Origin of the sequence: Aestuariivirga sp. (assembly GCF_020252395.1) — a bacterium.
Taxonomy (GTDB): Bacteria; Pseudomonadota; Alphaproteobacteria; order Rhizobiales; family Aestuariivirgaceae; genus Aestuariivirga.
The window spans coordinates 303,432-316,603 of the sequence record NZ_JADCDB010000002.1 but is presented as its reverse complement, the minus strand read 5'-3'; the positions used below and the strand labels follow the sequence as shown (position 1 = coordinate 316,603).

Genomic DNA, 13,172 nt, shown 5'->3' with positions numbered 1-13,172 from the left:
TCCAGCCATGGCAACACACTGCGACTACCTCATCATTGGCGGCGGCTCCTCCGGAGCCGTCGTCGCGCGGCGGCTGGCTGAGAGGACCTCGGGCCGAATCATCCTTGTCGAAGCCGGCAAGAGCGACGAGGGTGACCCAGCGGCAGTCGATCTAACGCGGCTGGACGAGCAGACGGCGGACTATGACTGGGGCTTCCGCGCCGCGCCACTTGCGGGCTCTCCGCCGGTTCTCAACTATGCGCGCGCCAAATTGCTGGGCGGCTGCGCCAACCACAATGACTGCGCCTTCATCCGCCCGCCCGATTCGGATTTCGACGAATGGGAAAGGCTCGGCGCGACAGGCTGGAATGCCGCTGCGATGGCGCAATACTGGCAGCGCATCACAGAGACCATCGCCATCGAGACCGCGCCCTGCCACCCGGCGAGCCGCCGCTTCATCGAAGCCGGACTGGAGCTCGGGCTCGAGGAGGTCGATTTCGGCCGCGAGGTGCGGCCGGGCGTGGGGCTGTTTCCGCTGAATGCAAAGGGGCGTCTGCGGCAATCATCCTCGGTGGCCTATCTCCACCCCATCGCGGCCCTGCCGAAGCATTTGGAAGTGCGGACGCGGTGCATGGCGAACCGCCTCATCATCGAGAATGGCCGCGCGGCCGGCGCCGAAACATCGCGCGGCGAGATCCGCGCGGCGCGCGCCGTGGTGCTGGCGGCGGGATCGATCCAGACGCCGCAACTGATGATGCTGTCGGGGCTGGGGCCTGCGGCGCAACTCAAGGATCATGGCATCGCGGTGATCCGCGACATGCCGCATCTCGGACGTCACCTGCGCGACCACGTGGCCGCACCCGTGGTGTGGGAAACGCACGAGCAGGTTTCGGGGTGGGAGATTTGCCCCTTCGAGGCGACGATGATGCTTCAGCTGGAGAGGCGCGCGCCCGCACCCGACATCCTGTTCCACTTCGGACTGCGCGTGCGGGAAAAATATGATGACGCGCGGCTGGCGACCAAGGGTCCAGCGGTGAAAGCCTCGCCCAACGTGACGCGGGCCAAGAGCGAGGGATCGGTGCGGCTCTCGGGCCCCGCGATGACGGACAAGCCGGAGATCGCGCTCAATTATTTCGATGACCCATCAGACCTCGGCCTGCTGGCCGAGGCACTGAAGTTCACCCGCAGGCTCGGGCAGACGAAGGCCATGCAGGCGCTGTGCCGCGCGGAGGTGCATCCCGGCCCTTCCGTGCAGACGGACGACGACTGGCGCGCCTATATCCGCAGCGTCTGCGAAACGGTCTATCACCCCTGCTGCACGGCGGCGATCGGGCGCGTGGTGACGCCGGAACTGAAGGTGATGGGGGTCGATGGGCTGTTCATCGCGGACGCCTCCGTCTTCGCCTCGCTCGTCACCGTCAACATCAACGCAGCGGTGATGATGGTGGCGGAAAAAGCCGCGGACTGCATTCTGGGTTCGTGAGGCGCAAGGCGCAAAACGTGGCGCCGCTTGCGGGGCGGAAGATGCTCCGTACCAAGAAAATGGCGAAACGCTCCGCCCTCACGGGCGGATGCAAAGCAATGGCCATTTGCGCCAGCGTCCCCTCAGTGCCGGGACATGCTTCGTCTGAATAAAATGGCGGAGGGAGGGATGCTGGCGGCGAACTCTCTCGGCGGACAGAAGCGAAACCCCTGGTACAATTGCGGAAATTGGCAATTAGGAGCGTGCACGCAGGACTGCGCTCCTTCCCGCCGAGCAGAGGCTTAATGAAGCGGCGTTCGTCAGGCTCACAACCTGAAGGTCGTCAGTTCAAATCTGGCTCCCGCAACCAAAATCCTCACTCTGGATCAATAGCTTAACAAAAACCCGCCCGCGTGAGCCGGCGGGTTTTTTTGGTGTCAGTGCGCTGCTGTGCTCCTCATCCTTTGGAAGAGATCGACGTCGCGGATTACCGCTACTACGTATCGATGGATGTGATCCGGAACCGCGAGACAGGCGAGGAAACAGCACCAATGCGGCTCGCCGCCGGAATGGTTGAGGACGCCGTCGTCACCGAAGTCCGGCGCATCCTGCAAACGCCGGATGTCGTCACGCAGGTGCTGGCTGCCCGGAGGCGGGACGGCAGACCTCGAGGGTCAGCCTCTATGATTTGTGCTTCCTGGCCGGTGAGGCTTGGGGCTCGCAAGTAACACGTGCCGTCGGTTGATCATGCTGAAAATCTGAAAAAATGAAGCCGCCGATTACACTTGGCAGCTTACACGTTGACCGCCTTGCCTGCCTATGCGACGATTCTTGCAACAATTTCTGGGAGCCAGACATGGCACAAAAGACTGCAATAGAATGGACCGACGCAACTTGGAATCCGGTTGCTGGCTGCACAAAGGTCGGACCCGGGTGCGACAATTGTTATGCTGAACGATTTGCTGAGCGCTGGCGCGGTGTGCCCGGGCACCCTTATGAGTTCGGCTTTGAGCTTCGTCTTTGGCCCGAACGCCTGAAGCAGCCGAGGCTCTGGAAAAAGTCGCGAATGATATTCGTCAATTCAATGAGCGATCTCTTCCACAAAGAGATCCCTCGCGATTATGTCGATCAAGTCTTTTCAGCTATGGAAGAGGCTAATTGGCATGTATATCAGGTCCTGACCAAGCGCAGCTCCCTGATGAGAAATTACGTCCGAGCTCGATATGATGGAGGGAAGGTCCCTCACCATATCTGGTTGGGGGTTTCCGTCGAAGACTCGGAGCACAAGAGCCGTGTCGAACACCTAAAGCAAATCAACTCAGACGCCAGATTCATTTCATTTGAGCCTCTTCTGGGAGCCATTGGCGAGATCGACCTTAGGGGTGTGGCTTGGGCCATTGTCGGGGGTGAGAGCGGTCCCGGGGCTCGTGAAATGAAAGCTGAATGGGCTACCGATTTACGAGACGTGTGCCTCAGGGACGATGTGGCTTTCTTTTTCAAGCAATGGGGTGGCGCACGCCCTAAGTCTGGGGGCCGCCTTCTTGATGGGGAGGAGTGGAATGGCTTTCCAACAAAAATTGTGCCGAAGGTGATACTCGATGCCCTTACAGCTTGAGAATCTCAGTTTCGCAATCTCTACGCTCTGGTTTGTGGATTTGGAAATGATGCATGGTCAAGAAATCCTACGCTTGGTCTGAAGGGGCGGTCCTTCTCCCGCACACTGCAAAGAAGCTCGATGTCCTACGGGAGTACTTCTCAGAGTATTTGAGGGTAAGATGCCCTCGCCCCCAGCAGTCTCATTTTCGGCTTGCAGTTGTTGATGGTTTCTGTGGCGGAGGCAAGTATGCGGCCGGCGAAAGCGGATCACCCTTGGTATTCATCGAAGTACTGCAAGAAGTTACTGCAGAGCTTAATGTCAAGCGGCAAGCAGGCGGCTTAAAATCACTAGCAATCAGTTGCGATCTGATTCTAAATGACGCCAACCCAGATACGGCAGAACTCGCCAAGAACCACGTTAATGCAGCAATTAACGGACTTACACTGCCAAACGATCTGCTGTCGATTCGGCCGACGTTTATAAGTGCTGAGTTCGAGAGAGCCTATCCAGACATAAAGGCTCTTCTTCGCACCAAGCATCATCAGAATGTACTTTTCAACCTGGATCCTTGCGGAAACAGCTCAGTGGAACGCCGGACGATCTCAGATATTATGTCGAGCTTCCGAAGTGCTGAGGTATTCTTTACAGCGATGATTGGAAGTCTGATTAATTTTTTGAATAAAGATGACCGCATCGCATTGGAGAATAGCCTGCGCATTTACGATATTTCACCTCAAGCTATTGACCAACTTGATAATCAACTAGTGAGCCGAAGGGAATGGCTAGGTGCGGCTGAGCGGATTGTTTTTCAAGCATTTCAGTCTACCGCTTCTTTTGTAAGTCCCTTCTCCATACAGAATCCAGAAGGCTGGCGATATTGGCTCATGCACTTCTCCAACTCTGTTCGAGCAAGACAGGTCTACAACGATATCTTGCATCAGAATGCAAGCGCCCAAGCGCATTTTGGAAAATCGGGTTTAAACATGCTCTCGTACAACCCGAAGGAAGAGGGTGGCCTCTACCTATTCGACGTCAGCGGTCGAGAAAAGGCCTTCGAAGCGCTAGTCTATGATATCCCCCGGTATGTGGCTGAGCACGGTGATGTGCTACGCGTCGAAGACTTCTTCCTCGGTGTTTACAATGCCACACCCGCACATTCGAAGGACATTAATCGCGCAATTTTTGAGAACCCCGACCTTGAAGTTCTAACTTCAAATGGAGGAGAGCGCCGCAAGGCCCACACGATATCGGGCGATGATGTACTGCGGCTGAAGCGCCAGATGTCGTTCCCATCATTGTGGCGGAAGCCGTAACGGTAGCACAGCTCTTGATGCGTGCGACCGGTTCGTCACGCTCCGACCTCGTCAATACACGGCCGTTCAGCGACCATGTTGGCAAGGGTCATGTCGGGGGCGGATCGAATTGATCTTGAGGCAGCCCGCGCCACCCCGCACAACCACGCCGCCCTCGGGTGTCTCTGTTCGCACCGAGAGCAAACGAACCCGCTTCAAATGGGGCGCAGTACGATTTCTTCAACGTGTTGAAAATGAACCACTTTTTGAAACCGTCTCGATTTGGGTGAAGGGCGGGTGGAAAGAGACGCGGGGCGTTCAGAGACCAACTTCGGGCTAGGTGCCAATCTCCGAAAGTCGGATAGCCTCGCTAAACCCCTTTGAAACAAAAAGAAAAAAGGCCCCGTCAGGGACTTGGTCTCGGGTTCGCGAATGATATGTGGCGGAGGATTGGAAACCGGATGCGGGCATTCTGCTCTGGTTCGTGCGCAATCAGGGAAAACTGACCGAATTCCTGCGCATCATGCCGCCTTCGTCTCCGAGCACCGCGCGCATTCGCCTTCCAGTTCTACGATGGGATAAGCAGGCTTGAAGCCTGCATGTTCAGCGGCACCCTGGAGCCCTTGGGCCACCAGATCCGATGGCGCTTCCTGCACCGTGCCGCATTGGCTGCACACCATGAACACCACGGCTTCACCGGGGTGATGCTCATGATCGCATGCGAAGTACGACGCCTTTGAGGCGAGCCGGTGGACGCAGCCGGCCTCCTGCAGGAAGTCGAGCGCGCGGTAGACCTGAACTGCCTGGACTTTCTTCGATACGCTCAAGCGATCCGTGATCTCATAAGCCGTGAGCGGTTTCTCCTCGCGGGCCAGCACGGTCAGAACACGCGCGCGCATCTCCGTAAACGGGAGTTTCCGTGCCGCAGCGAACGCGCGGGCGCATTCAATCATGGCTGCCACGTCGGAGTGGGGCGAGTGCGCATGGCCGTGCCCCTCGCATCGCTCGTGATGAGCTTTTTCGCCGGCCATGGCCGAGACCTCCTTGACAATCGCAAGGGTGTAATACTATTACACTTCCCTGAGTGTCACAACATTACACCCTTGGGGGATCATGGCCAAGACCCAATCGGACAATCGCCTGCCCGTGACGGTGCTGTCCGGCTTCCTCGGCGCGGGCAAGACCACGCTGCTCAACCACATCCTCAACAACCGCGAGGGGATGAAGGTCGCGGTCATCGTCAATGACATGAGCGAGGTGAACATCGATGCCGAGCTCGTGAAGCAGGATGGCGGCCTGTCACGCACCGACGAGAAGCTCGTCGAGATGTCCAATGGCTGCATCTGCTGCACGCTTCGCGACGATCTCCTCAAGGAAGTGCGCCGGCTCGCCGAGGACAAGCGCTTCGACTACCTCGTGATCGAGTCCACCGGCATCGCGGAACCGCTGCCCGTTGCGACCACCTTCGATTTCCGCGACGAGGACGGACAGTCTCTCTCGGACGTCGCCCGGCTCGACACGATGGTCACAGTCGTCGACGCGGTGAACCTTCTCAAGGACTATTCGAGCCAGGATTTTCTGCGCGATCGCGGCGAGACGGCGGGGGAGGAGGATGACCGCGCGCTTGTCGATCTCCTCGTGGAGCAGATCGAGTTCGCCGATGTCGTTGTGCTCAACAAGGCCGGCACGGCGACGCCGGAACAACGGGACCTCGCCCGAAAGATCATCGCCGCGCTCAACAGCGAGGCGCGCATCATCGAAGCGGACTATGGGCGCGTGCCCCTCGCCGCGGTGCTCGATACAGGGCTGTTCGATTTCGAGCGCGCGCAGACGCATCCTCTCTGGTTCAAGGAGTTGAACGGCTTCAAGGACCACATGCCGGAGACCGAGGAATACGGCATCCGATCCTTCGTCTATCGCGCCCGGCGTCCTTTCGCGCCGATGGCTTTCAATGCCTTCGTCAACAAGCCCTGGCCGGGCGTGATCCGCGCCAAGGGCTTTTTCTGGCTCGCGACCCGGCCAAACTTCGTGGGCGAACTGGCCCAGGCCGGAGCGCTGGTGCGCACGTCGAAACGTGGCCTCTGGTGGTCCGCCGTGCCGCGCGAGCGCTGGCCCGACAGCGCCGAGTGGCGCGAGAGCATGAAGCCCTACTTCGACAAAACCTTCGGCGACCGCCGGCAGGAGATCGTCTTTATCGGCCTTGCCGATCAAATGGACGAAGCCGCCATCCGTGCCGAACTGGATGCGGCGCTCACGGGCATGGTCGACCGCTTCACGCCAGACGCGTGGAGGCATCTGCACGATCCTTTCCCGAACTGGGAGCGGCAGGCGGCATGAGCGTCAAAGATCCCGCTCAAGTCGCTTGCCTCTCCATCTGCTTCCGCTGCAAGCCCGAGGGCTGGCCCGGGATCGCAGATGCGCGTCGCCCCGGCGCTGATCTCGCCGATGCGATCGGGGCGGAAGCGACACGGCGTGGCATCGATCTGGAGGTGCTTCGCGATGTCCGCTGCATGAGCCAGTGCAAGCGGCCCTGCGTCGTGGCGTTCTCCGGCGAAGGTCGGTTCACCTATCTCTTCGGTGACCTTGACCCAGCGCGCGATGCTGCGGCTGTGCTGGATGCCTTCGCCCTTTATCGCACAAGGCCGGACGGTTTCATGGAGCGCTTCGAGCGACCTGAAGTCCTGCAAGCCGGTATTCTCGGCCGGGTGCCGCCGCTGACTGCTGGAGCGCGACAGGTCGAGCACCGGCCCGCAGCTGTCCAAGCCACCTGATCACCACAGCCAAACAGTCCGGGGACTCTCATGACCGAAAAACTCTCGATCACGCGCCGCTCGGCGCTCGCACTTTCAGCATCGGCTGTTGCTGCCGCAGCCTTGCCATCGCAGTCCTTCGCTCAAGAAGCGGGCGTCCTTCGGGTCGCCTCGCCCTGGGAATGGACCTCCAACGAGCCGACCGACACCGGCTACATCATGGCCCGGATGCAGATCGCCGAGACGCTGGTGATGGTCGAGCCGGACGGTAAGCTGGTCGGCGGCATCGCCGAGAGCTGGACGGTAAGCGATGACAGACTCACGTGGCGGTTCAAGGTCCGCGCGGGCGTCGTCTTCCATGATGGCTCGCCGGTGACGGCGGAAGCAGCGGCGGCGAGCCTCAGGCGCTCCCTCGCCGGCGAAAGCATGCAGCAGATCCCGGTCGACAGCCTCTCGACCGAAGGCGACACGCTGGTGCTCAAGACAAAGACCCCGTTCAGCCATCTGCCGGCGGTGCTGGTGGATTATGCCTCCGTTATTCTCGCACCGGCCTCATGGGGCGCGGACGGCAAGGTCTCCCGCGTCATCGCCACCGGCCCGTTCCGCATCACATCGATCGACGGGAAGACCGTGATCGAGCTTGAACGCTTCGACCGCTACTGGGGCGAAAAGCCCAAGGTCGCCCGCGCCCGGTACACCGCCATCGCAAATGGCGATACGCGCACCAATGTCGCCATCGCTGGCGATCAGGACATCATCTTCACGACGGTGCCGGCGGCGACGCCGCGCATCGATGCGGCCGGACAGATGAAGGTTGAGAGCCTCACCATCCCGCGCGTGAGGGCCATGGCGTTCAATTCCGGCCTGCCGCAGTTCGCTGATGTGCGCGTGCGCCGCGCGATCAACATGGCCATCGATCGCAGGGGCATCGCCAGCGCCATCCTGCGCCATCCCGGATCGGCCGCGACACAGTTGCTGCCTTCGGCCGTGCCCGCCTGGCATGATGCGGCTCTCCCCGCCTATCCCTTCGACGTAGCCGGCGCAAACGCACTGCTCGATCAGGCGGGCTGGGTGCGCGGGACCGATGGCGTGCGCGCGAAGGACGGCGTGCGCTTGGCCGCCAAAATGCTCACCATCGCCAACCGCCCCGAGCTCACCGTGATGGGGACGGCCATGCAGGCGCAGCTGAAAGCGATCGGCATGGAGCTCACTGTCGAGCCGGGCCCGTCCGCCGCCATTCCCGCCGCCATCCAGGCCGGCACGATGCAGATGACGATGTTCGCGCGCACTTACGTCAACGTGCCCGAGGTGATCGCCACCATTATCCCGGACTTCACGCGCGAACGCTCGACCTGGGGCACGCTGAACTGGCCGGGCCGTGACCGCATCAAGGCGCTGACGGACGAATACGTCCAGAGCTTCGACGAGGCGCGGAAGGCAACGCTACGGCGGGAGATCCTGAAGATCATTCAGGATGAGGTCCCCGTCGCGGCCGTTGCGTGGTTCGAGCACACGGTCGCGGTCAACAGGCGCGTGAAAGGCCTCGTGATCGATCCGTTCGAGACCCGCTACATGCTGCACAAGGTAAGCTTGGGTTGAGGGTTTGAGACTGGTGAGCAGCGCGTCGACCGAGATGGGCGGGATTGTTGGTGCAACAGGCGCTGGGATTGCCTTGCGCCTGCTCGCTACCCTGTTCTTCTCGCTGATGAGCCTTGCTGTACAGATCGCATCGGTGGAGGCTCCGGTCGGCCAGATCGTGTTCTGGCGCAGCGCGGTCGCACTCGTGCCGATCCTCGTCTATCTCGCCTGGCGCGGGCAACTGCGCCACGGTCTCAAGACCGAACGGCCGCTCGGGCACGTCAAACGCAGCCTCTATGGCTGCGCGGCGATGTTCTTCTCCTTCCTGTCGATCGCCCATCTGCCGTTGGCTCTGGCAACGGCGCTCTCTTTCCTCGCGCCCCTGATCGTGGTGCCAATCGCGGTGGCGCTGCTCGGCGAGCGGCCTGGAATCGTTGTGGTGGCTGCGACACTTCTCGGCTTCCTCGGCGTCGGGCTGATGCTCTGGCCGGCCATGGTGGGGCCAGAACTCGCGGTCAGCACGCTGATCGGCGTGGGCGCTGGGCTCGCCTGCGCCGCAACCACCGCGCTAGCCAAGACCGAGATCAAACGATTGACCGCGACAGAAGCGCCGGCGGCGATCGCCTTCTACTTCGCTGTGGTCTGCGCGGCGTGCGGTTTGGCGACCATGCCGCTCGGCTGGGCCGATGTTGGCCAGACGGCGCTCCTCGCGCTGATCGCGTCGGGCCTGTTCGGTGGTCTCGCGCATATCGCCATGACCGAAGCTGTGGCACGCGCGCCGGTGTCAACGCTGGCGCCGTTCGAGTACACGGCGATGATCTGGGCCATCCTGTTCGACCTCGCCGTCTTCGCGCTCTGGCCGGAGCCGGTCAGCCTCATCGGTGCACTGCTCATCGTGATCGCCGCGGCCTGTGTCGCCTTCGCCGACAGGATCGGCGCGCGGCTGAAAGCTTCGCCGGCATGAACACGGTCCTGCGCGTCATCATGCTTCGGATCGGTCAGGCGCTCGCGACGGCCGCGGTGCTCGCCTCGCTCTGCTTCGTTTTCGTGCATGCGCTGCCGGGCGATCTCGCCTTGCGCGTGGCAGCCGCCCGTGTCGGTGACGAACGCGTCACGCCAGAGACCGCCGATCGCATCCGACGCGAGGAGGGCCTCGATAGGCCGCTCATCGTTCAGTATGGTCAGTGGATGGGCAACCTCGCCCAGGGCGATCTCGGCCGTTCGCTGCTCTCGGGCAAGCCGGTCAAACAGGAACTCGCCTATCACGCCTCCTTCACCCTGCAACTCGGCCTGATCGGCTGGCTCCTGTCCTATCTGATCGCCTTGCCGCTCGGCATCATGGCTGGGTTCAGGCCCGGCGGCGTTGTCGACCGGATAACCGACGCGCTGGCCGTGACGCTCGCCTCGCTGCCCAGCTTCCTTGTCGGCATCGGGCTCATCACTCTGTTTGCGCTGACCCTGCGCTGGCTGCCGCCGGCCGGCTTCAGGACGGGCGCGCACATGGTGCTGCCGGCCTTTACGCTGGCACTCTCGCTCGTGGCCTTCTCAATCCCCGTGATCCGCAACGCCGTGGTGGAGGTGCGCTCGGCGTTCTTCATGACCTATGCACGGGTGAAGGGGCTGACCCCTGCTGCTGCTTTCCGGCACCATGGGGTGCGCAACGCTGCGATTCCAGTGGTGACCTATGCCGCGCTGCAATTCGCTTTCGTCATCGATGGCTTCGTGGTCATCGAGACCCTGTTCAACTATCCGGGCCTCGGCGAACTGCTCGTCAAGGCGCTGATCGCGCGCGATGTACCGGTCATTATGGGGGCGGGCCTCGTCATCGGTTTTGCCTTCGCAGTTGTTAGCCTGCTGGCTGACCTTACGCGCCTGTGGCTCGACCCACGCGGGCTTGAGGAGGCGCGCGCATGAGCCTCGTTCTCGAGCCTGTTCGTGCGCGGAGCCTGCCGCCTTCCGTCTGGCCGCTGGCGGCGCTGGCTGGCCTTGCGCTGACCGGCCCATTCCTTGCGCCGCAGGACCCCAATGCGCAGGATCTGATGCGGGTCATGGAAGCGCCAAGCATCGCTCACCTGCTCGGCACCGATCATGTTGGACGCGACATTCTCTCGCGTGTCCTGGCTGGCGCTCCGCACTCGCTGGGCCTTGCCGTGCTCTGCGTGGCGCTGGCGTCTAGCGTGGGCGTCGCGCTCGGATTGATCGCGGCCAATAGCGGCGCGCTTGTCAGGGCGCTGATCATGCGTCTTGCCGACCTGATGCTCGCCTTCCCCGGACTGTTGCTGGCTCTCCTGTTTGCCGGGTTCCTCGGTGGCGGTATCTGGCCCATGCTTATCGGGCTCAAGCTGGCGCTTTGGCCGCAGTACGCCCGCATGGCTGAGGCGGTGGCCACGAGCGTTCTCCGGGAAGGCCATGTCGAGGCCGCGCGCCTCGCGGGTTTCCCGGAGCTAACAATCCTGAAGCGCCATGTCCTGCCGTCCGTGCTGCGCGCGGTGATGCCATTGGCGACGCTCGGCGTCGGGCAGGCCATCATGTCGATCTCGGCACTTGGTTTCCTCGGGCTTGGTCTGAAGCCTCCCACACCCGAATGGGGCGCGATGATCAACGAGCTGCTGCCCTTCCTCGCCGAGGGCTTCGTCCAGATGGCGGCGCCCTGTCTGATGATCTTTGTGTCGGTGCTGACACTGACTTTGGCAGGCCAAGCGCTTGCTTCGAATTCAACGGGTCGTGCGCAATGACCGAAGCGGCCCTCACAATCTCCCATCTTTCGATCCACGACAGAAGCGGCGCTGCTCTTGTTGATGACGTGTCGCTGTCAGTGCCGCGCGGGGGCGTTCTGACGCTCATCGGCGAAACCGGCAGCGGCAAGAGTTTGATCGCGCAGGCCGTGTTCGGCCTCCTGCCGGCCGGCTTGTCCGTCTCGGGAACCATCACGATTGGCGGCCACGAGTCGATTCCTGCGAGCGAACCGAAACGTCTTGCCGCGCTTTGGCGCGAGCAGATCATGCTGATCCCGCAGGAGCCATCCGCTGCGCTCGATCCGACCATGCGCGTAAAGCGGCAGATGGCGCTGGCAGGCCTCCAAGAGGAGGCCATCAAGCCCGCACTCGCGGCTTTCGATTTGCCTGGTTCGACGGCAGACGCCTACCCATTCACGCTGTCCGGCGGCATGGCTCAACGGGTGCTGGTGGCCTCGGCGCTGGGCGTCGGCGCGCCGATCATTGTTGCTGATGAGCCGACCAAGGGTCTGGACTCCGACCGCGTCACTCAGGCGATCGCCGCACTCAAGCGCCTTTCGGCCGCTGGACGCAGCCTGCTCGTCATCACCCATGATCGCAGGCTCGCAGAGGAGCTTCCTGGAGAACTGGCGATCATCAGGAATGGCCGAGTCGTAGAACATGGCCCGAGTGCAGGACTCCTGTCTGCGCCTCAAAGCGACTACGCCCGAACATGGCTAGCGGCCGATCCGCGCCACTGGCCACGCTGCCACCGCTGCTGCGACATGACGAGCCTTGCGCTATCTGCGCACGGTCTCTCCTTTGGCTGGCCAAAAGGGGGAATGCTGTTCGAGGACCTTGACCTGCATCTCCCGAAAGGCGGCGTGCTGGCGATCTCCGGGCCGAGCGGCAGCGGCAAGAGCACGCTCGGCGACATTCTGCTGGGTCTGCGTCGTCCGATGGCCGGCAGCGTCGAATGGGGTGGGCTGGATATCGTGGCGATGCCGTCGGCGATACCGCCGCTCAGGCAGCGCTATCAAAAGCTGCATCAGGATCCGATCACGGCCTTCGTGCCGCACCTGACCTTCGCACGCCAGTTCCTTGCGCTCGAAGACGTCAAGTCCGGCCTCTCGGCCGCACGCGATCTGCCGCCGCTGCTGGAAAGGCTGAAGGTCAATCATCGGCTGATGAACCGTCGCCCCTGCGAGGTTTCCGGCGGCGAGGCCCAGCGGCTCGCACTGGCACGCATCCTCCTTCTCGATCCAGTAGCGATTGTCGCCGATGAGCCGACCTCGCGGCTCGACCCGGTCGTTCAACGTGAGACGATGCAGCTGCTGCGGGCAACCGTCGATCAACAGGGGCTCGGCCTTGTCCTGATCAGTCACGACCAACCGCTGCTCGCCGCCATCGCGGACGAGCATCTTGCACTTGGTCCGCGAGCTTGAGCTAAGCTAGGCAAGCCCGCGCCTGATCGCGCAGCCGAGCGTAGTCCAGCATTGCTCGTTCCAGCGCCGCGCCGGGTGGCAGGCGCAGGATTTCGTCGGCAAGCCGGGCTTGGAAGGCGCGATCGTAAGCCGCGACCGGCGGGCAGACGACGGACGGCCTAGAAGGTGCCGTCGCGCAGGCGGTCAGCGAGAGCGTCGCGATCACGAGGAGCTAGCGGCACTATCTGGGATATGTTATTGCTCATGTTGCTGTTTAACAGCGACTTTCAGAATGAAGTCGAAGCTACAGGTAATCATGAGATAAGTGTACCCGTACTTGACGGGCTTCCCCACCCACTTCGATCCAGTCCACACC

11 protein-coding genes are annotated in these 13,172 nt (G+C 62.1%); 10 read left to right on the top strand and 1 reads right to left on the bottom strand.

Translation table 11 applies throughout. The features are described from left to right. The first annotated feature begins 7 nt into the window (after positions 1-7). The 3 genes from IOC82_RS02855 (at position 8) to IOC82_RS02845 (ending at position 4,351) form a co-directional block, all read left to right on the top strand. A complete protein-coding gene (locus IOC82_RS02855) occupies positions 8-1,462 on the top strand; it encodes a GMC oxidoreductase (protein WP_290544656.1) in 1,455 nt (484 codons plus the stop codon). A gap of 835 nt (positions 1,463-2,297) precedes the next feature. After that, complete coding sequence (locus tag IOC82_RS02850; RefSeq protein ID WP_290544655.1) at positions 2,298-3,056, top strand: DUF5131 family protein; 759 nt, start codon at positions 2,298-2,300, stop codon at positions 3,054-3,056. Positions 3,057-3,109: 53 nt separating this feature from the next. Beyond that, positions 3,110-4,351 (top strand): three-Cys-motif partner protein TcmP, encoded by a 1,242-nt coding sequence (locus tag IOC82_RS02845; RefSeq protein WP_290544654.1) that lies wholly within the window; start codon positions 3,110-3,112, stop codon positions 4,349-4,351. 500 nt (positions 4,352-4,851) lie between these two features. Here the strand turns inward: IOC82_RS02845 and IOC82_RS02840 are convergent, their stop codons facing one another. Beyond that, positions 4,852-5,361, bottom strand: coding sequence for a transcriptional repressor (locus tag IOC82_RS02840; protein WP_290544653.1), 510 nt, complete (start codon positions 5,359-5,361; stop codon positions 4,852-4,854). A gap of 82 nt (positions 5,362-5,443) precedes the next feature. On the opposite strand from IOC82_RS02840, the gene zigA reads away from it, so the two are divergent. The 7 genes from zigA to IOC82_RS02805 all read left to right on the top strand — a co-directional run bounded on the left by zigA (position 5,444) and on the right by IOC82_RS02805 (position 12,817). Then, positions 5,444-6,667, top strand: coding sequence for a zinc metallochaperone GTPase ZigA (gene zigA / locus IOC82_RS02835; RefSeq protein ID WP_290544652.1), 1,224 nt, complete (start codon positions 5,444-5,446; stop codon positions 6,665-6,667). Then, the gene (locus tag IOC82_RS02830; RefSeq protein ID WP_290544651.1) at positions 6,664-7,101 is read left to right on the top strand and encodes a DUF1636 domain-containing protein; all 438 of its coding nucleotides are present in this window, start codon (positions 6,664-6,666) and stop codon (positions 7,099-7,101) included. The genes zigA and IOC82_RS02830 overlap by 4 nt, the downstream gene beginning before the upstream one ends. 30 nt (positions 7,102-7,131) lie before the next feature. After that, positions 7,132-8,679: an ABC transporter substrate-binding protein gene (locus IOC82_RS02825; protein WP_290544650.1), complete on the top strand. Its 1,548-nt coding sequence runs from the start codon at positions 7,132-7,134 to the stop codon at positions 8,677-8,679. 73 nt (positions 8,680-8,752) lie between these two features. Further along, positions 8,753-9,622 carry a DMT family transporter gene (locus IOC82_RS02820; protein WP_290544649.1) on the top strand — a complete coding sequence of 290 codons (870 nt, stop codon included), beginning with the start codon at positions 8,753-8,755 and terminating at the stop codon, positions 9,620-9,622. Further along, positions 9,619-10,572, top strand: a complete 954-nt coding sequence (locus IOC82_RS02815; RefSeq protein WP_290544648.1) for an ABC transporter permease — start codon at positions 9,619-9,621, stop codon at positions 10,570-10,572. The genes IOC82_RS02820 and IOC82_RS02815 overlap by 4 nt, the downstream gene beginning before the upstream one ends. Then, positions 10,569-11,393 carry an ABC transporter permease gene (locus IOC82_RS02810; RefSeq protein ID WP_290544647.1) on the top strand — a complete coding sequence of 275 codons (825 nt, stop codon included), beginning with the start codon at positions 10,569-10,571 and terminating at the stop codon, positions 11,391-11,393. The genes IOC82_RS02815 and IOC82_RS02810 overlap by 4 nt, the downstream gene beginning before the upstream one ends. Further along, a complete protein-coding gene (locus IOC82_RS02805) occupies positions 11,390-12,817 on the top strand; it encodes an ATP-binding cassette domain-containing protein (RefSeq protein WP_290544646.1) in 1,428 nt (475 codons plus the stop codon). The genes IOC82_RS02810 and IOC82_RS02805 overlap by 4 nt, the downstream gene beginning before the upstream one ends. Positions 12,818-13,172 lie beyond the last annotated feature (355 nt).